General features: G+C 70.7%; 16 protein-coding genes and 1 riboswitch. Of the genes, 7 read left to right on the top strand and 9 right to left on the bottom strand.

The window, feature by feature from the left end; genetic code table 11:
* Positions 1-5: 5 nt before the first annotated feature.
* Entirely contained in the window at positions 6-1,919 is a 1,914-nt protein-coding gene (locus ASC54_RS00650; protein WP_055896032.1) for an ABC transporter ATP-binding protein, read from the bottom strand.
* An 85-nt stretch (positions 1,920-2,004) separates the two neighbouring features.
* Here ASC54_RS00650 and ASC54_RS00645 point away from each other — a divergent pair, with 85 nt between their 5' ends.
* From ASC54_RS00645 to ASC54_RS00635, 3 genes are read left to right on the top strand one after another with little or no spacing between them, the layout of a single operon-like run.
* Positions 2,005-2,931, top strand: a complete 927-nt coding sequence (locus ASC54_RS00645) for an ABC transporter ATP-binding protein (protein WP_055858569.1) — start codon at positions 2,005-2,007, stop codon at positions 2,929-2,931.
* Positions 2,928-3,770, top strand: coding sequence for an ABC transporter permease (locus ASC54_RS00640; protein ID WP_055896030.1), 843 nt, complete (start codon positions 2,928-2,930; stop codon positions 3,768-3,770). The genes ASC54_RS00645 and ASC54_RS00640 overlap by 4 nt, the downstream gene beginning before the upstream one ends.
* Complete coding sequence (locus ASC54_RS00635; protein WP_055896028.1) at positions 3,767-4,591, top strand: ABC transporter permease; 825 nt, start codon at positions 3,767-3,769, stop codon at positions 4,589-4,591. Before ASC54_RS00640 ends, ASC54_RS00635 begins: the two co-directional genes overlap by 4 nt.
* A gap of 83 nt (positions 4,592-4,674) precedes the next feature.
* Here ASC54_RS00635 and ASC54_RS00630 read toward each other — a convergent pair whose 3' ends face one another.
* The 6 genes from ASC54_RS00630 to ASC54_RS00605 form a co-directional block, all read right to left on the bottom strand.
* Positions 4,675-6,717, bottom strand: a complete 2,043-nt coding sequence (locus tag ASC54_RS00630) for a family 14 glycosylhydrolase (protein WP_055896025.1) — start codon at positions 6,715-6,717, stop codon at positions 4,675-4,677.
* 243 nt (positions 6,718-6,960) lie between these two features.
* Complete coding sequence (gene ribH, locus ASC54_RS00625; RefSeq protein ID WP_055896024.1) at positions 6,961-7,431, bottom strand: 6,7-dimethyl-8-ribityllumazine synthase; 471 nt, start codon at positions 7,429-7,431, stop codon at positions 6,961-6,963.
* Complete coding sequence (gene ribB / locus ASC54_RS00620; RefSeq protein ID WP_055896021.1) at positions 7,428-8,711, bottom strand: 3,4-dihydroxy-2-butanone-4-phosphate synthase; 1,284 nt, start codon at positions 8,709-8,711, stop codon at positions 7,428-7,430. The genes ribH and ribB overlap by 4 nt, the downstream gene beginning before the upstream one ends.
* Positions 8,708-9,313, bottom strand: a complete 606-nt coding sequence (locus ASC54_RS00615; protein ID WP_055896018.1) for a riboflavin synthase — start codon at positions 9,311-9,313, stop codon at positions 8,708-8,710. The genes ribB and ASC54_RS00615 overlap by 4 nt, the downstream gene beginning before the upstream one ends.
* Positions 9,314-9,322: 9 nt before the next feature.
* Positions 9,323-10,384 carry a bifunctional diaminohydroxyphosphoribosylaminopyrimidine deaminase/5-amino-6-(5-phosphoribosylamino)uracil reductase RibD gene (ribD, locus tag ASC54_RS00610; RefSeq protein WP_055858586.1) on the bottom strand — a complete coding sequence of 354 codons (1,062 nt, stop codon included), beginning with the start codon at positions 10,382-10,384 and terminating at the stop codon, positions 9,323-9,325.
* A gap of 65 nt (positions 10,385-10,449) precedes the next feature.
* Positions 10,450-10,586: riboswitch (FMN riboswitch) on the bottom strand.
* Positions 10,587-10,622: 36 nt separating this feature from the next.
* Positions 10,623-11,681: a sugar-binding transcriptional regulator gene (locus ASC54_RS00605; RefSeq protein ID WP_082514758.1), complete on the bottom strand. Its 1,059-nt coding sequence runs from the start codon at positions 11,679-11,681 to the stop codon at positions 10,623-10,625.
* A 115-nt stretch (positions 11,682-11,796) separates the two neighbouring features.
* On the opposite strand from ASC54_RS00605, the gene ASC54_RS00600 reads away from it, so the two are divergent.
* The 4 genes from ASC54_RS00600 (at position 11,797) to ASC54_RS12940 (ending at position 17,305) form a co-directional block, all read left to right on the top strand.
* The gene (locus tag ASC54_RS00600; RefSeq protein ID WP_055896016.1) at positions 11,797-13,515 is read left to right on the top strand and encodes a glycerol-3-phosphate dehydrogenase/oxidase; all 1,719 of its coding nucleotides are present in this window, start codon (positions 11,797-11,799) and stop codon (positions 13,513-13,515) included.
* 169 nt (positions 13,516-13,684) lie between these two features.
* Positions 13,685-14,440, top strand: coding sequence for an MIP/aquaporin family protein (locus tag ASC54_RS00595; protein ID WP_082514757.1), 756 nt, complete (start codon positions 13,685-13,687; stop codon positions 14,438-14,440).
* A 67-nt stretch (positions 14,441-14,507) separates the two neighbouring features.
* Positions 14,508-16,022, top strand: coding sequence for a glycerol kinase GlpK (gene glpK, locus ASC54_RS00590; protein WP_055858590.1), 1,515 nt, complete (start codon positions 14,508-14,510; stop codon positions 16,020-16,022).
* Between the two features lie 965 nt (positions 16,023-16,987).
* A complete protein-coding gene (locus ASC54_RS12940; RefSeq protein WP_162242479.1) occupies positions 16,988-17,305 on the top strand; it encodes an endonuclease domain-containing protein in 318 nt (105 codons plus the stop codon).
* Between the two features lie 117 nt (positions 17,306-17,422).
* Here the strand turns inward: ASC54_RS12940 and ASC54_RS00580 are convergent, their stop codons facing one another.
* Both ASC54_RS00580 and ASC54_RS00575 read right to left on the bottom strand, forming a co-directional pair.
* Positions 17,423-18,175, bottom strand: a complete 753-nt coding sequence (locus tag ASC54_RS00580; protein ID WP_055858593.1) for an HAD family hydrolase — start codon at positions 18,173-18,175, stop codon at positions 17,423-17,425.
* Entirely contained in the window at positions 18,172-18,729 is a 558-nt protein-coding gene (locus tag ASC54_RS00575) for a GNAT family N-acetyltransferase (protein ID WP_055896013.1), read from the bottom strand. The genes ASC54_RS00580 and ASC54_RS00575 overlap by 4 nt, the downstream gene beginning before the upstream one ends.

The raw sequence follows: 18,729 nt of genomic DNA, 5'->3' as shown, positions 1-18,729 counted from the left end.
CCGCGCTACACGAGCAGCTGGTGCTTCGCGAGGTCGCGGTAGAGCGGCACGTCGCGCACGAGCTCGCTGTGCGAGCCGGTACCGACGACGCGCCCGTGGTCGAGCACGACGATGACGTCGCTGTCGACGACCGTCGACAGCCGGTGCGCGATCACGATGAGCGTGCGGTCCTCCGCGACCGCGTCGATCGCCTCGCGCATGAGCTGCTCGTTGCGGCCGTCGAGAGAGGATGTCGACTCGTCAAGGAGCAGGATCGGCGGCGCCGCGAGCAGCGCGCGCGCGATCGCGAGCCTCTGCCGCTCGCCGCCCGACAGCATGACGCCGTCCTCCCCCACGGGCGCCTCGAGACCCAGGGGTGAGCGGTCGAGGACCTCGCCGAGGTTGACCGACCGCAGCACCGCGACGCACTGCTCGTCGCTCGCCCCGGGCGTGGCGAGCAGCAGGTTGTCGCGCAGGGTGCCGGCGAGCACGGGGGCGTCCTGCTCGACGTAGCCGATGCGGCTCCGCAGCTCGGTCCGGTCGAGCGCGCGGATGTCGACGCCGTCCATGCGGATGACCCCCGTGGTCGGGTCGTAGAAGCGCTCGATCAGCGCGAGCACCGTCGACTTGCCGGCGCCGCTCGGGCCGACGAGCGCGACCCGCGCGCCGCGCGGCACCGCGAACGAGATGCCGCGGAGGACCCGCGCCTCGCGGGAGCCGTCGGCATCCCCGCGAGCGTCGGCGCCGGCTCCCGCTCCCGCGCCCGCCCCGCGCGCCACGCTCGCCGCCTCGGCCTCCGCGGCCGCCTTCTCGGCCTCCGTGCGGTGCGCGCGCTCGGGGTAGGAGAAGTGCACGTCGTGGAACGACACGGCGGCATCGGTCGGCTCGTCCGGCTCGGGCACGACGCCGACGTCGCCCTCGGCCTCGCTCGGCAGCGCGATGATCTCCTGGATCCGCCCGAGCGCGCCGAGCGCCGAGTTCACGGAGGTGATCGCGCCGAACGCCTGGCCGAGCGGCCCGATGAGAAGGAAGAGGAAGAGGATGAACGCGACGAGGTCGCCGATCTCGATCGCGCCCGTCGCGACCCGGAAGCCGCCGACGCCGAGGACGACGAGGAAGGACACCTGCAGCGCGATCGACGAGAGGGGGACGACGAGGGCCGAGATGCGCGCGACGCGGATCCCCTGCTCCCACGCGCCCCGGGCATCCTTCTCGACGGCCGCGATCTCGCGGTCGGTCGCGTTCGCGGCGCGCACGGTGCGCACGGAGGAGATCGCCCGTTCGACCGCGGCGGCGAGGTCGCCGACCTTCTCCTGCGCCTTGCGCGAGGCGACGCGGATGCGCCGCGAGAGCAGCACGACCGTGACGACCGACACGGCCACGACGAGGAGGGTGAGCCCGAGCAGGGTCGGGTCGATGACGGCCATCGCGATGATCGCGCCGACGAAGGTGAGGCTGCCGCCGATCGCCTCGACGAGGCCCTGGGTCAGGACGGCGCGCAGGAGCGTCGTGTCGCTGCCGACGCGGCTCACGAGGTCGCCCGTCCGCCGCTCGTCGAACTGCGCGATCGGCAGGTGCAGCATCCGTCGCACGAGGGTGCGGCGGCTCGACAGCACGACCCCCTCGCCGGTGCGCTGCAGGAGGTAGTGGCCGAAGCCGCTGAGCAGAGCGGCGGCGATGACGAGGGCGACGAGTCCGGCGACGAGCGGGCCGAGCGCCTGACCGGCCTCCACGCGCGTGATGACCTGGCTGACGAGCAGCGGCTGGGCGAGCGAGGCGATCGCGCCGAGGATGCTGATGACGATGACCCACGACAGCACGGTGCGGTGCTCGAGCAGGTAGGGCAGCAGCTGGCCGAAGGTCGCGCGCGGGCCGGCGTCGGCGTCGCGATCGCGGGCGGATCCTCGGCGGGGGCGAGCGGAGGCGGAGGTCGAGCTCATGGCTCCATCCTGGCCGAGTGCGCCTTCGCGCGCGCCGTGGCCGCCGCCGAGCGGGTGTCGCACACCGGGGCTATGCTCGACTCTCGTGCCGCAGCCCGTCATCACCGCCCGGAACCTGACCAAGAAGTACGGCGACTTCACCGCCGTCGACGGCATCGACTTCGAGGTCGCGCCCGGCGAGTCCTTCGGCCTCCTCGGCCCGAACGGCGCCGGCAAGTCGACGACGATGCGCATGGTCGGCGCGGTCTCCACGCGCACCGCCGGCGACCTCGAGATCCTCGGCCTCGACCCGAACGACCACGGCCCCGACATCCGCTCGCAGCTCGGCGTCGTCCCGCAGCAGGACAACCTCGACCAGGAGCTCCGCGTCCGCGACAACCTCCTGGTCTACGGCCGCTACTTCGGTCTGCCGCGCTCCGTGATCGCCGAGCGGGCGGATGCCCTGCTCGAGTTCGCGCAGCTGGCCGACCGCACGAAGGCCAAGGTCGACGACCTCTCCGGCGGCATGAAGCGCCGCCTCACGATCGCCCGCGCGCTCATCAACGAGCCGCGCATCCTGCTGCTCGACGAGCCGACCACGGGTCTCGACCCGCAGGCCCGCCACATCCTCTGGGACCGCCTGTTCCGCCTCAAGGAGCAGGGCACGACCCTCGTGCTCACGACCCACTACATGGACGAGGCCGAGCAGCTCTGCGACCGCCTCGTCGTCGTCGACAAGGGCCGCATCATGGCCGAGGGCTCGCCCGCCGCGCTCATCCGCGAGTACTCGAGCCGCGAGGTGCTCGAGGTGCGCTTCGGCAGCGACAAGAACGCCGAGGCGGCCGAGAAGCTGAAGGGCATCGGCGAGCGCCTCGAGGTGCTGCCCGACCGCATCCTCGTCTACAGCGCCAACGGCGAGGCCGAGCTCGAGCGCATCACGCACCTCGGCCTCGAGCCGATCACCTCGCTCGTGCGTCGCTCGAGCCTCGAGGACGTCTTCCTCCGCCTCACCGGCCGGAGCCTGATCGAATGACGACCACCGACACCTCCCGCACTCCCGATCGAGAGGATGCCCGGCGCGCGCTCGCCGCCGGCGCCGCCCCTCGTCGCTTCGGCTCGTGGTACATCGCCGAGCACCGCATCCGCGCGATGAAGGGCTACGCCGGCGACGCGATCTTCCAGAGCGTCGGCAACCCGCTCATCTACCTCTTCGCGCTCGGCGTCGGGCTCGCGAGCCTCGTGCCGCAGGGCGTGGGCGGCGTGAGCTACCTGCAGTTCGTGGCGCCCGCTCTCATGGCGTCGGCGGCGATGACGGTCACGGCGAACGAGACGAGCTACCCGATCCTGCTCGGCTTCAAGTGGAACCCGATCTTCTTCGGCATGAACGCCTCGCCGATCACGGGCGCGCAGATCGTCAACGGCATGTTCATCCACATCGCGCTGCGCACGGTCGTCACGGTGGCGATCTACTGCGGCGTCATCGCCCTCTTCGGCGCGATCACCTCGCCGCTCGGCTGGCTCGCGATCCTCGCGGCCGCCGCGACGGGTCTCGCGATCGGCGCGGCGATCTCGAGCTACACCTCCACGATCCAGGAGGACCGCGGCCAGATGGCGATGCTGCAGCGCTTCGGCATCACGCCGCTGTTCCTCTTCTCGGGCACGTTCTTCCCGCTCGAGCAGCTCCCGCCCTTCCTGCAGCCGATCGGCTGGATCTCGCCGCTCTGGCACGGCACCGAGCTCGGCCGCGTGCTGACGTACGGCATGGAGGAGCCCGCGTGGCTCACCGCGACGCACGTCGGCTATCTCGTGACGCTCTTCGCGATCGGCCTGTGGGCGACGCGCCGCCACTTCACGAGGAGGCTCGACAAGTGACCGCGGCCTCCCCGACGACGAGCGCGCCCCTCACCCGGCAGCGCAGCGCCCTGTATGCGGGCAACACCGGTGCGGTCATCCACCGCGGTCTTCTGGCGACCCGCAGCACGAACTACCTCGTCGTGCTCAGCGGCTTCTTCGAGCCGGTGTTCTACCTGCTGTCGCTCGGCATCGGCTTCGGCGCCCTCGTCGGCACGGTGCAGACCTCGACGGGGCAGGAGGTTCCGTACGCGGCCTTCATCGCCCCGGCGCTGCTCGCGGTCTCGGCGATGAACGGCGCCGTCTACGACTCGACCTGGAACGTCTTCTTCAAGCTCAACTACTCGAAGCTCTACCAGGGCATGCTCACGACGAGCCTCGGCCCGCTCGACGTCGCGCTCGGCGAGATCCTCCTCGCCCTCCTGCGCGGCGCGATGTACGCGGTCGGCTTCATGGTCGTCATGCAGCTCTTCGGGCTCAACCTCGCGTGGACGGCCCTTCTCGCGCTGCCCGCGGTGCTGCTCATCGCGTTCGGCTTCGCGAGCCTGGGCATGGCGATCACGAGCTACATGAAGACGTTCCAGCAGATCGAGTGGGTGACGTTCATCATGCTGCCGATGTTCCTGTTCTCGGCGACGTTCTACCCGATCACGGTCTACCCGGAGCCGATCCAGTGGCTCATCCAGGCGCTGCCGCTGTGGCACGGCGTCGAGCTCGTGCGCGGCCTCACGACCGGAGCCCTGAGCGGCATGATGCTCGTGCACGTCGGCTACTACCTCGTGATGATCGCGATCGGCATCGTGTTCACGACGAACCGGCTGCGCGCGCTGTTCCTGAAGTAGCGCCGCTCGCGCGGCAGGCGACGGATGCGAACGGCGCCCGCCCCCCTCGCGGGGTGCGGGCGCCGTCCGTTTCGGTATTGCGACTACGGCCGCGCGGTGTACACCGTGCCGTTGCCCGGCAGCACGTAGATCGTGCCCGCCTGGCCCGTGTAGGCGCGGTCGGGGCTGTCCCAGTTGCCGTTGCTGTTGGTGAACGTGAAGCCGAACGAGCTCGGCGCGTTCGCGAGCGTCACCTTCCACCAGTGGCGGCCGTTGATGAACCCCTCGTACGCCATCGGGAAGGTGCCGCTGATCCCGTTCCAGGTGTGGATCGAGTAGCTCGTCGCCGACTGCCACTCGGCGAAGTGCACCGTGACGCCCGACGTGGGCGGCGGCGGGGGCGGCGGGGTGCTCGGGGTCGCGGCGTACGCTTTCGTCCTCTCGTTGAAGGTGATCGTGTACGTGGTGTTGGCGCTCACCGCGATGTCGCCGCCGCCCTGCACAGCGGTTCCGGTCAGGCCGGTGCCGCCGTAGTTCAGACTCCAGTCGCCCTTGACGTCGAACTTGAAGCGCTGGCCGGTGGCCGAGCCGAACGACACGTTGGAGGCCGTCCAGACGTCGCCCGATTTGGTCATCGGCGTCGACAGGCCCCAGCTGTTGTTCGTGCCGCGCACGTAGAGCGAGGTCCAGGCGCTGCCCGCGGGGCGGTACTTCTGGATGAACTGGGCGTAGCGCGTCTGGCCCGTGCCGGAGGCGACCTCGCCGACCCGCAGCACGGTCATGCCGAGGTAGGGGTAGTTGTCGAACGCCTGGTTGACGTTGTCCCATCCGTTGTTCGACGTGATGCCGCCGGCGAGCGCGTTCTCGCCCTTGATCTTCACGCCCTGGCGGCCGGCCTCGGCGCCGATCCAGCCGACGAGGGTCTTCGCCTGCGAGTACTGCGGCGCGAAGTTCTCATCGTTGAATTCGAGGCACGTGAAGTGCAGGATCACGCCGCGGCCCGAGTCGGCGACGCGGTTGGCGAGCCCGACGATGGTCGCGTACCCGCGGCCGGTGCCGGCGGCGTTCATGTCGACGCTCGTCTGCACGAGTCCCGCCGCGACCTCCGCCGCACGCGGGGTCGGGCCCGTCATCGACCAGTGCACTCCGGGAATCTTGTAGCCGATCTCGGCGCCTGGGAAGGACGTGCCAAGGGCAGCGAGCACGGTATCGAGCATCCGCTCGCCATGGTCGACGAGGCTCTTGTTGTACCAGTCGACGAAGTCCTTGCCGTAGGTCGTGCTGCGGTAGTCGTCCGACGAGAAGAAGAAGCCCGCGTTGCTCGGCGGCTGGATCTGCGTCTGCGCCGTCAGGGTCGAGCCCCACGCGGCGTTGACGCCGGCGATCGTGCCGTACTTCGCGACCGCCCACTGCTGGAAGCTCTTCACCGCGAGCGGCGAGTAGGCCTGCAGGGCGCCGCGCGTCGGGTAGCCCGTGCCGGAGTCATGACTGTTGTACGAGGGGTAGCGGAGCTCGCCGGCCGGGCCGAGCGAGACGTTGATCTCCTGCATTCGGGTCGCGTAGTTGGTGCCGTACCGAGCCACGAACGACTGCGTGAACGCCTGGTACTCGTTCAGAACGGCGCTGTCGGCCCAGCCCTGCACCGTCTCGCTCGAGACGTTGCCCTGCTCGCTGCGGTGCTTGAGGCCGTTCGCGTCGAGCGTGACGCCGTTGACGACCGCACCGGTGTACTTGCCCCAGAGCCACGCAGGGAGCGGGATGTTGCAGGTGTCGCCCACGTTTCCGCCGCACTGGTGGAACGAGAGGATCGGCACGATGTCGAGCCCGCGGCTCGTGATGGTCGAGAAGACCTGGTCGTAGTAGCTCCAGTTGAACTGGTTGTCGCCAGCGGCCTCGACCTTGCCCCACCAGACGTCGACCGAGACGGCGTCGACGCCGTACGACTTGACGGTCGCGAGCTGACTGCTGAACTGGGTCCAGTCAGTGACCTCGAGCGGCGCCATGACGTTGGCGGTGAAGTCGGGATTGCCGGTGGCGGTCGCGGCGGTCGCGGTCGACACCGAGGTCGGCGCGACGAGCAGCGATGCGATGATCGCGAGCCCGAGGCCGATGGCCCCTGTCGCGGATCGTGCAGATCGAGTTCGCATTGATTCTCCATCCGCAAGGAGGGCGACATCGTCGTCGCGCTGGGCCCCTCGCAGGGGGAGTATCACCCGTTGACGGCGGTCATGCAAACGGTTCCAGAAGCTTCAGAATTCGACACGGTCGTTCCATGGCGATACCCGGTCGTTCCACCCCGAAGGGCCCCGTTCCCTGTGGAACGAGGCCCTTCGACAGGAGAAGAAAACGCTTCCAGAACCGACCCGTCTCCGGGCCGATTCCGGGCGAGATCAGCCGCGGATGATCCGCAGCGCCTGCGCCGTCGCGAGGGCGGCCTCGGCCGCCTCCGCGCCCTTGTCCTCCTTCGACCCGGGCAGGCCGGCGCGGTCGAGGCCCTGCTTCTCGTCGTCCAGCGTGAGCACGCCGAAGCCCACGGGCTTGCCCGTGTCGAGGGCGACCCGCGTCAGCCCGTCGGTCGCGGCCGCGGACACGTACTCGAAGTGAGGGGTGCCGCCGCGGATGATGACGCCGAGGGCGACAACGGCATCCGCCCCGTTCTCGAGCGCGGCCTTGCTGATGACCGGGAGCTCGAACGAGCCGGGAGCGGCGTACTCGACGACCGTCGCCCCGGAGGCCTCGAGCACGCGTCGGGCGCCGGCGATGAGGCCCGCGCTGATCTCCGCGTGCCACTGGCCGGCGACGATCGCGACCGTCAGGCCGGTTCCGTCGACGTCGAGCTGGGGGCTTCCGGCTCCGCTCATGCGGTGCGTCCTTCCATCTGCGCGTACACGGGTGCGCTCGTGATGCTATCGGGAAGGCGGTGGCCCATGCGGTCGCGCTTGGCGCTCAGGTAGCCCTGGTTGTCGTCGCCGACGCCCACCAGCAGCGGGACGAGCGAGCTGACCTCGATGCCGTACTGGGTCAGCTGGCGCTGCTTCTCCGGGTTGTTCGACAGCAGGCGGACGCGGCCGACGCCGAGGTCGCGCAGCATGTCGCTCGCCGCCTGGTAGTCGCGGCTGTCGGCGGGCAGGCCGAGCGCGAGGTTGGCGTCGAGGGTGTCGTAGCCGTCCTCCTGCAGGCGGTAGGCGCGCAGCTTGTTGATGAGGCCGATGCCGCGGCCCTCGTGGCCGCGCATGTAGAGCACGGCACCGCCTTGGCGCTGGATGACGTCGAGCGCGGCGTCGAGCTGCGGCCCGCACTCGCACTTGAGCGAGCCGAAGGCCTCCCCGGTCAGGCACTCGGAGTGGACGCGCACGATCATGTCGTCGTGGGGCATCCCGCTCACGATCGCGACGTGGTCGGCGCCGGTCTTGCGGTCGCGGTAGGCGCGCATCGAGAACGGGCCGTGCGTCGTCGGCACGGTCGTGGCGACCTCGAACGAGACGCTCGAGAGCTGCTCGGCGGGGGCACCGGGGGCGCCCGCGGCGAACTCCTCGCCCGAGTTCAGGTAGGCGATGAGGTCGACGATCGTGATCACGACGACGTCCTCCGCACGGCCGAACTCGATGAGCTCGGGCAGGCGCATCATCTCTCCGTCGTCGGCGACGACCTCGCCGATGACCGCGACGGGGCGCAGGCCCGCGAGGCGCATGAGCTCGACCGCCGCCTCGGTGTGGCCGGCGCGCTCGCGCACGCCGCCATCCACCGCGCGCAGCGGGAGGATGTGACCGGGCCGGATGAGGCTCGCGGGGGTCGACGCGCGGTCGGCGAGCACGCGCAGCGTGTGGGCGCGGTCGCGGGCGCTGATGCCCGTCGAGATGCGGTCAGCGGAGTCGACGCTTACGGTGTAGGCCGTGCGGCGAGGGTCCTCGCTGTCGGCCACCATGAGCGGCAGCTCGAGCGCGTCGGCGAGCTCGTTCGTCATCGGGGCGCACAGGTAGCCGCTCGAGTTCTTGACGGTCCACGCGACCCACTCCTGCGTCGCGAGCTCGGCGGACAGGATGATGTCGCCCTCGTTCTCGCGGCTCTCGTCGTCAGCGACGAGGATGGGCCGGCCCTGCCGCAGCGCGGCGAGCGCCTGGGGGATGGTTCCGATGCTCATGCGGGGATCCTTCCGTCGAGGCGCGCCAGTCGCGCCACGTGTCGAGCGAGGATGTCGGTCTCGATGTTGACGAGGTCGCCGCCGACGCGGCGCCCCAGGGTCGTGCGCTCGAGGGTCTCGGGGATGAGCGAGACCTCGAACCAGTCGTCGCCCGCGGCGCTGACCGTGAGCGAGATGCCGTCGACGGCGATCGAGCCCTTGTCGACGACGAGCGGGGCGTGCTCCGGTGCGAGGGAGAAGCGCAGCACGCGCCAGGTTCCCTCGTCGCGCACGTCGATCACCTCCGCGGTGCCGTCGATGTGCCCCTGCACGATGTGCCCGCCGAGGCGGTCGCCGACGGCGGCGGCGCGCTCGAGGTTGACGGTGCGGCCCGCGGCCCACTGGGCGGGGTTCGACATGAGCAGCGTCTGCCCCATGACGTCGGCGGTGAACCAGTCGGGGCCCTGCTCGACGACGGTGAGGCACACGCCGCTGACGCTGATCGAGTCGCCGTGCTTCGCGTCGCTCACGGCGAGCGGACCGCGCACGGTGACGCGGCCGGCGTCGCCGTCCGTCTGCCAGTCGACGATCTCGCCGAGCTCTTCGATGATTCCGGTGAACATTGCGGGGTCCTAGCTGTGCGGGGCGGTGGGGGCGGAGTCGCGGGGGAGGGGGCGGCACGTGACGAGCAGGTCGTCCCCGAGGGTCTCGATCGAGCGGATGCTCAGCCGATGGGCCTCCGCCATCGTGCTGACCCCCAGGTCGTCGAGGGCCGTGCGCGGACCGCCGAGCAGCATCGGCGCGAGGTAGACCAGCACCTCGTCGGCGAGCCCGGCGCGCAGGAACGCGCTCGCGAGGGTCGGGCCCCCCTCGACGTAGAGGCGGCGGATGCCGCGGCTCAGCAGATCGGGGAGCGCTGCGGCGAGATCGCGGTGGCCCACCTCGATGAGGCCGGCCGGGTGATCGCGGAGGGCGGCATCCGCGGGAACGGGCGTTGCGCCGAAGACGACGGGGATCGGCTGGTGCGCGAGCAGTTCGCCGCCGTCGCCGCGCGCCGTGAGGCTCGGGTCGTCGGCGAGGACGGTGCCGGTGCCGACGGCGATCGCGTCGTGGCGGGCGCGCTGCTCGTGAACGCGCTGACGGGCGGCGGCGCCGGTGATCCACTGGCTCGTGCCGTCGGCGGCGGCGGCGCGCCCGTCGAGCGTCGACGCCCACTTGACGGTGACGAAGGGGCGCCCGAGGCGCGCGCTCGCGAGCCAGGGGCGTAGGAGCTCCTCCGCCTCGTCGGCGAGAGGGCCGCGCTCGGTGACGATGCCCGCGGCCCGCAGACGCTCGGCCCCACCGCTCGCGAGCTCGCTCGGGTCGGCGAGGGCGTAGATCACGCGTGCGACGCCGGCATCGATGAGCGCGAGGGCGCAGGGGCCGGTGCGGCCGGTGTGGTTGCAGGGCTCGAGGGTCACCACGGCGGTGAGGCCGCGCGCGTCGGCGACCTTCGAGAGGGCGTCGACCTCCGCGTGCGCGGTTCCGGCGCCGCGGTGCCAGCCCTCGGCGACGATGGCGCCGGAGGCGTCGAGCAGCACGCAGCCGACCTGGGGGTTGTCGCCGACGGCCGGGCCCCGCTCGGCGAGAGCGAGCGCGCGGCGCATCGCGGCCTCGACGCGCGTGGCGTCGATCGGTGCGGCGATGGCGGTCATCCCGTGAGGGCCCTTCGGTGAGTCGGGGCGCAGTCCGGGGTCGCGGGCGCACGGCAAAGCCGTGCACCGCACTTCTCCCATCCGGACTCTCACCGTCGGTGCTGGAGTTCCACCAGCTCAACCGGTGCCGAGCCCGAGAGCTCGACCACGGGTCGCGGACTATGACCGCCGGCTCGGACTTTCACCGACCCCGAAGTGCGTTTCGTGTTCGAGTGTATTGAACGCAGGCGGCCCTGGGTTATTCCCGAACGGCTCCTGGGAACTGATCGGCGTCATCCGACGTCATGTCGACGACCGTGACGGCGCCCGTCGTCGTCGGCACCGAGCCCGCCGCGGAGTCGATGAGCGCGCGGGCTCCGGCCTCGTCGATGATCAGGTCGGTGATGAGGTTCGCCGCGAGGGCCCCGGAGAGCCCGGGCAGCTTCGAGACGCCCGACACGACGCACACCCGTCGGGGGATGCGCCGGAGGACATCGAAGTCCGGTCCGGTCGCGCGCGCGTTGAGCTCGATCCCGTCGGTGGAGCCGTCGGCGCGGAAGAACACCGTCGCGACATCGCCGACGACGCCCTGATCGCTCAGCGTCTGGTAGTCCTCCGGGTCGAGGTACCCGCCGATGTAGACGTGGCTCGGGATGTCCGCGAACGGTGACCCGACGCCGAACAGCGCGATGTCGAGGTGCGTCTGCATGTCGAGCACGCGACGCATGCTGCGCTCCTTCCACAGATGCTCGCGGGTCGCCGAGGAGTCGAAGAAGGCCGGGACGGGGAACTGCTGGAGGCGCGCGGTGTACGACTCGGCGAATCGCCGGAGGATCTCGCTCGCGTAGTCGATGCCGGTCGTGTGGGTGTTCCCTGCCCCGTTGAGCTGAACGATGTCGGAATTGTGGGTCTCCTTCGGCACGAGGTGCCGACTGATCGCGCTCATCGTCGAGCCCCAGGCGACGCCCATCGACATGTTGGAGTCGAAGTACGAGTTGAGAATTCGTGCAGCGCCGCGCGCCACGCGGTCCTGCCGATCGACGTCCGACGACCCGCTCGGGACGGGGATCACGTGCGCCGAGACGCCGAAACGGCGCGCGATGTCCTGCTCCCAGCGGGTGGAGAGCTCGAACGGCGAGCGGATCCGGATATCCACGAGTCCGGTCTCCTTCGCGTAGGAGATCAGGCGGGAGACCGAGGATCTCGAGGTCTTCAGCTCGCGGGCGATGGCCTCCATCGTGAGGTCCTGCATGTAGTACAGATGGGCGGCCCGCAGGGCGTCCCGCATCCGTCCGGAGGGCTGCGCGGTCGTCGCCATCGGATCCTCCGCGTCTCTGCACGTTTGTGCAATCAAGTTGGTCGATCGTTCGCGACCGTCACAGGATTATTCCACCGCCGACCCGCCGTCGGCTGGATCGAGGAAGAGTCCACCGATGCCGACACAGAAGTCGTCCCCCGCACGCGCGACCGTGAGCGCGCTCACCGAGCGCCCCTCCGCCGACGTCGTCGTCATCGGCGCCGGCATCAACGGGATCGCGACGTTCCGCGATCTCGCGCTCAACGGCGTCGACGTCGTCCTCGTCGAGCGCGACGATTACGTCGCGGGCGCCTCCGCCGCCAGCTCGCACATGGTGCACGGCGGGATCCGCTACCTCGAGAACGGCGAGTTCCGCCTCGTGCAGGAGTCGGTGCACGAGCGCAACGCGCTCCTGCGCCTCGCGCCGCACTACGTGCGTCCGCTGCGCACCACCATCCCGATCTTCTCGACCTTCTCGAGCCTGCTCTCCGCCCCGCTGAAGTTCATCGGCATCAAGGGCGGTGCGAAGAAGGAGCGCGGCGCGCTCATCATCAAGGTCGGCCTCACCATCTACGACACGTTCTCGCGCGACGGCGGTCGTGTCCCCCGCCACCAGTTCCGCGGCTCCGCCGCCTCGCGCCGCGAGCTGCCCAAGCTCCGCGACGACGTGAAGTGGACGGCCACGTACTACGACGCCTCGATGCACGATCCGGAGCGACTCGCCCTCGACGTCCTCAACGACGGACTCGCCGCCGGTGCGCACGCTCGGGCCGCCAACTACGTCGAAGCCATCGGGATGAGCGAGAGCGGCGCCGTGCGCATGCGCGATGTCGTCAGCGGCGAGGAGTTCGAGATCGCCGCGAAGCTCGTCGTCAACGCCTCGGGCCCGTGGACGGACCTCACCAACGACGCGCTCGGCCAGCCCTCCCAGTTCATGGGCGGCACGAAGGGCTCGCACATCGTCCTCGATCACCCGGAGCTGCTCGAGGCCTGCAACGGGCGCGAGATCTTCTTCGAGTTCACCGACGGCCGCATCGTGCTCATCTACCCGCTCAAGGGCCGCGTGCTCGTCGGGACGACCGACCTCGCCCACGACATCTCTCAGCCCATCCGCTGCACCGACGAGGAGGTCGACTACTTCTTCGACCTCGTCAAGCACGTCTTCCCGACGATCGAGGTCAACCGCTCGCAGATCGTGTTCCGCTTCTCGGGAGTCCGCCCGCTGCCGCGCCAGGACGCCGATTCCACCGGTCAGATCTCGCGCGACTACCGCATCGAGCACGGCGAGCGGGGCGGCGTGCCCGTCCTGAGCCTCGTGGGAGGCAAGTGGACCACCTTCCGCGCCCTCGGCGAGAACCTCGCCGATGAGGTCATGAAGAAGCTCCGCCGCTCGCGGAGCGTGAGCACCGACGGGCGCCTCATCGGCGGCGCCGTCGGCTACCCGACCACCGACGCCGAGCGGGCCGCCTGGCTCCAGAAGCACGGCGCCGTCATCGGTCGCGACCGCGCAGCGATCCTTCTGGACCGGTACGGCACGAGCGCCGAGTCGCTCATCGCCCGGATCGCTGACGGGGAGGACTCCGCCCTCGACTCCGCGCCCGCCTACTCGCGCCTGGAGGTGCAGCACCTCGTCGAGACGGAGCAGGTCGTCCGGCTCGTCGACGTCGTCCTCCGCCGCACCTCGATGGCGTTCACCGGCGCCGTCACCTCTGCCGTGCTCGACGAGCTCGCCGAGATCGTCGGGGACGTGCTCGGGTGGGACGCGACGCAGCGCCGCGCCGAGCGTGCGGCGGCGGCCGAGTACCTGGCCGATCACCACGGTGTGGAAGTCGATCATCCGCAGGAGGCTCGGTAGAGCATCCTGACCCCATAGGAATCACCCCCGGGACTGCGCATCCCCTCTCAGCCCCCGCCCCGAGCGTCACTGCCCGGAGCGGAACCGCCCGATGGTCCCGACCGTCGAGCACCCTCCCCGACCGGAACCGAGGTCGGGGAGACAACCCTGAACAGAGGAACAAGTCAACGTGGACAATCTCGCAGTGGTCTTCCTTTCGGAAGTCGTCGGCACCGCCATGCTGCTCCTGCTCGGAGCCGGCGTCGTCGCCAACGCCGTGCTCATCAAGAACAAGGGCTTCGGCGGCGGCTTCCTGATGATCAACTTCGGCTGGGGCCTCGCGGTCTTCGCCGGTGTGACCGTCTCCTACGCCTCCGGCGCTCACCTGAACCCCGCCGTCACCCTCGGACTGGTCACCAACGGCGCGACCGAGTTCGGCCAGGGGGTTCCCGTCAACCTCGTCTCGATCCTCGTCTACATGGGCGGACAGCTGATCGGCGCGTTCATCGGCGCGACGCTCGCCTTCCTCGCCTACAAGAAGCACTTCGATGAGGAGCCCGACGCCGGCACCAAGCTCGCGGTGTTCTCCACCGGCCCCGCCATCCGCAGCTATGGCTGGAACCTCGTGACCGAGATCGTCGGCACCTTCGTGCTGGTCTTCGTCGTCATCGGCTTCGGCCGCGCCGAACCGGGCGCCGGTCTCGCCGCCCTCGGAGCCCTGCCGGTCGCGCTGCTCGTCGTCGGAATCGGCGCCTCGCTCGGTGGCCCCACGGGCTACGCCATCAACCCCGCCCGCGACCTCGGTCCGCGCCTCGCGCACGCCGTGCTGCCCATCAAGGGCAAGGGATCGAGCGACTGGTCGTACGCGTGGGTGCCGGTCGTCGGCCCGCTCATCGGCGGCGCGCTCGCCGGTTTCGCGGCCATCCCGTTCCTGCCCGTCCTCTAGGTCGACGCGGCACCCCTCATGAACCCCGGCTCACGCCGGACCCGATAACGAAGGAGTTATACCTCTCATGGCCAACTACGTACTCGCGATCGACCAGGGCACGACCAGCACCCGCGCGATCATCTTCGACCAGAAGGGCTCGATCGTCTCGACCGGTCAGCTCGAGCACGAGCAGATCTTCCCCAAGGCCGGCTGGGTCGAGCACGACCCGATGGAGATCTGGGGCAACACGCGCGAGGTCATCGGCGCCGCGCTGTCGAAGGCGAACCTGACGCGTCACGACATCGCCGCCGTCGGCATCACCAACCAGCGCGAGACCGCGGTCGTGTGGGACCGCACGACCGGCAAGCCCGTCTACAACGCCATCGTCTGGCAGGACACCCGCACGCAGCCCATCGTCGACCGCCTCGCGGCCGACGGCGGCGTCGAGCGGTTCAAGCAGAAGGTCGGCCTTCCGCTCGCGACCTACTTCTCCGGCACGAAGATCGTGTGGATCCTGGAGAACGTCGACGGCGCCCGCGAGGCCGCCGACCGAGGCGACCTGATGTTCGGCACGACGGACACGTGGGTGCTCTGGAACCTCACCGGCGGCACCGACGGCGGCGTGCACGCGACCGACGTCACGAACGCCTCGCGCACGATGTTCATGGACCTCGAGACCCTCCAGTGGGACCACTCGATCCTCGAGGCGTTCAACGTCCCGGCGTCGATGCTCCCCGAGATCCGCTCCTCCTCCGAGGTGTACGGCACCGTGCACAGCAGCTCGCTGCTGCGCGAGGTCCCCGTGGCGGGCATCCTGGGCGACCAGCAGGCCGCCACGTTCGGTCAGGCGGCGTTCGACGCCGGCGAGTCGAAGAACACCTACGGCACGGGCAACTTCCTCATCTTCAACACCGGTGAGGAGATCGTCCACTCGAAGAACGGCCTGCTGACGACGCTCGGCTACAAGCTCGGCGACGCCAAGCCGCACTACGCGCTCGAGGGCGCGATCGCGGTCACGGGCTCGCTCGTGCAGTGGGTGCGCGACAACCTCGGCCTCATCAAGGACGCCCCCGAGATCGAGACGCTCGCCAAGACGGTCGACGACAACGGCGGCGCCTACTTCGTGCCGGCGTTCTCGGGCCTCTTCGCCCCGTACTGGCGGTCGGATGCCCGCGGTGCGCTCGTGGGACTCACCCGCTACGTCAACAAGGGCCACATCGCCCGCGCCGTGCTCGAGGCGACCGCCTTCCAGACCCGCGAGGTGCTGGATGCGGTCAACGCCGACTCGGGCGTCGACCTGACCGAGCTCAAGGTCGACGGCGGCATGATCGCGAACAACACGCTCATGCAGTTCCAGGCCGACATCCTCGGCGTGCCGGTCGTCCGTCCGGTCGTCGCGGAGACGACCGCGCTCGGCGCCGCCTACGCCGCGGGCCTCGCGGTCGGCGTGTGGGGCTCGCTCGACGAGCTGCGCGCCAACTGGCAGGAGGACTCGCGCTGGACGCCCAACATGGACGACTCCGAGCGCGAGCGCCAGATGCGCAACTGGAAGAAGGCCGTCACGAAGACGTTCGACTGGGTCGACGACGACGTGAACTAGCAGTCCGTCCCGCGCGAGCGGGTCGGGTGTGCGGCTCTCCGGAGCCGCCGCGGCCGTGGTAGGGCCGCACGAGGGGCGGGGCGCGCGCAGGCGCCCCGCCCCTTCCGCGTGCGTGGGGCCTCGGCCGGCGTTCGCCGCACGCGGGAGCGGCCTGCACCGCTCGCCCGCCGCTGCCGGCCAGGTGCGTCCTTCGCGCGGTCGTGGCCGTGTCCGTGGCCGCGTGGGTGCCCGTGTGCGTGTGCGTTCTCCGGAGATTCGGGCCGGGGCGCCGCCGTGCTCCTGTGCCCAGCACGCGCATCGACGGTTCTCCGGAGTCGTGACACAGACTCCTCCACCATCGCGCAGGTGCCGGGGTCTCCACCGATCCCGTCGGCTTCGCGACGACCTGGCGGTCGGCCCGCGACAGTGCTCAGATGGTTGCCCTGGACCCACGTCGTCCCTACTCGAGGCAGGAGCTCCTGGATCGCGTGAGTCGTCAGGCCCTGGGGCGGGCGCTCGCCGACGGCACTGTCCTTCGGGCCCGCCGCGGCGTCTACGTGAGCAGGTGGATGCCCGCGCCAGCCCGGCAGGCGGCGGTGGTGGGCGGTCGGCTCACCTGCGTTTCCGCGCTGGCGCTGCTCGGGTGCTTCGAGCAGCCAGGCGCGGGTCTCCATGTGCAGGTCGCCCCCGATGCGACGCGCCTTCGTCGACCCGCCGGGTCGGGGAGAGATCCGATCGACCTCGTTCTTCACTGGGTCCCGCTGGATGCTCCACCCTCGGTGGCTGTCGCCTCGCCATCGGACGCCATCCGCCAGCTTCTCCGATGCCTCTCGCGGCCACGGGCGATCGCTGTCCTCGACAGCGCCCTCCACCGACGGGTGGTGACGCATGCGGAGGTCGACGACCTTGTCCGGCATGCCCCGCACCGACTCTGCGTTGAGCTCGTCCATCTCGACGGCAGAAGCGAGTCAGGGATCGAGTCCCTCGTGCGCGTCGCACTTCGGGATGTCGGCCTGGCGGTGGACGTGCAGGTCGTCATCCCGGGGGTGGGCCGAGTCGACCTTCTCGTGGAGGGTCGCGTCGTGGTCGAGGTCGACGGCCGACGCTGGCACGAGGGCGAGCAGGAACGCGACTACTGGCGCGACCTCCAGCTGGCGCGTCACGGGTACATCGTCGTGCGCGTCGACTACGCGCACGTCGTGTCGCGGATCGACACCGTGGTGGAGGCGGTGCTCCGCGCCACGAGTCGTGCGGCGCCCGCCGGCGTGCACGTTCTCCGGAGAAGTGCCGCCGCTCAGCAGTGACCGGTACCGGTGGTCATGCGCGCCGCGCGGTCTCCGGAGTCGGTGCACGGCGAGCCTCGACCACACGGGCGCCGGGGCTTGCATCCGCCAGCGACGTCGTGCGGACGTCAGCGGGCCTCAGATCGCGGCGAGGGCGGAGGGCAGGTCGAGCAGCGACGTGAGGCGCACGACCCCGGGCGGCACGATTCCCGCCTCCACGGGGACTCCGAGCGTCTCGAGCGGCCGCTCGAGCCAGAGGCCGAGCATCCCGGCCGCATCCGCCCCCGTCGCGTCGGTGCGCAGCCGGTCACCGACGTACGCGCACGACGCCACCGGCACGCCGAACGCCGAGGCGGCGAGCTCGAAGATCGCCGCCGCAGGCTTCGCGACGCCGACCTCGCCCGACGCGATGACGTGCTCCATGCGGTCGGCGAGCCCGATCGCCTCGAGCTTCTCGGTCTGGAAGGCGAGGTCGCCGTTGGTGATCACCCCGAGGCGGATGCCCCGCACGGCCTCCTCGAGCGCGCCGAGCGCGGGCAGCACGTCGTCGAAGAGGCTCCACGACGCGCGGTAGCCGACCATGTACCGGTCGAACCACGCGAGCGCCTCGTCGGGCGTCGGCACGATGCCGAACGGCGCGAGGAATGCGCGCGCCCGCTCGCGCCGCTGCTCGATGAAGTCGATCTCGCCGGTCAGCCAGCGGCCGTAGTGGTGCTCCTCGAGGTCGCGCCAGCGCCGCAGCTCGGCGGCGTCGTCGGCGGCCGCGACCGCGCCGCCGGTCTCCGCTCGCGCTCGCGCGAGCCCGATCGCGACGGCGCGCGAGTGCGCCATGAGGCAGTCGTCGAGATCGAAGAGCATGACGCGGATGCTCGACCGGGGCTCGCTCGTCACGCGAGCACCGGCCAGCGCTCGAGAGCCTCCACCGTGCCGAGGTCCTCGCGGCGCAGCTCGGCGTGCCAGCCCGGCGGGTGCGCACCGTCGCGGTCGACGACGTCGCACGGCCCGGAGCCCGCCCACCGGAACCCGGCCGCCCGCGCGGCGTGCGCTGAGCCGAGGTTGCCCTCGACGCACTCCCAGCGCAGCGCGTCGACGTCGTGCTCGGGCCCGAGCACCCACTCCACGAGGGCGCGCAGCGCCTCGGCCAGGTACCCCTGCCCGCGATGCTCGGCGCCCATCCAGTAGCCGACGTGGCCGCGCCGCCGCTGCCACGAGACGACGCCCATGAGCTCGCTGCCGCCGGCCGGGCGCAGCGCGAGGATCGCCTCCGTGCCGTCGCGCCAGCCGGCGGGCACGAACTCCTCGACGAACGAGCGCGCGTCCTGGGTCGTGTAGGGCACGGGCACGGTCGTCCAGCGCTGCAGCTCGGCGTCCTGGCAGTGCGCGTAGACGGCGGGGGCGTCGGCGGCCACCGGCGTCGACAGCACGAGCCGCGGCGTCCGCAGCAC

It is taken from the genome of Yonghaparkia sp. Root332 (assembly GCF_001425665.1).
In the GTDB taxonomy this organism is placed as follows: Bacteria; Actinomycetota; Actinomycetes; order Actinomycetales; family Microbacteriaceae; genus Microcella.
The sequence above is the reverse complement of the archived record's forward strand: the minus strand, read 5'-3'. Positions and strand labels throughout refer to the sequence as shown.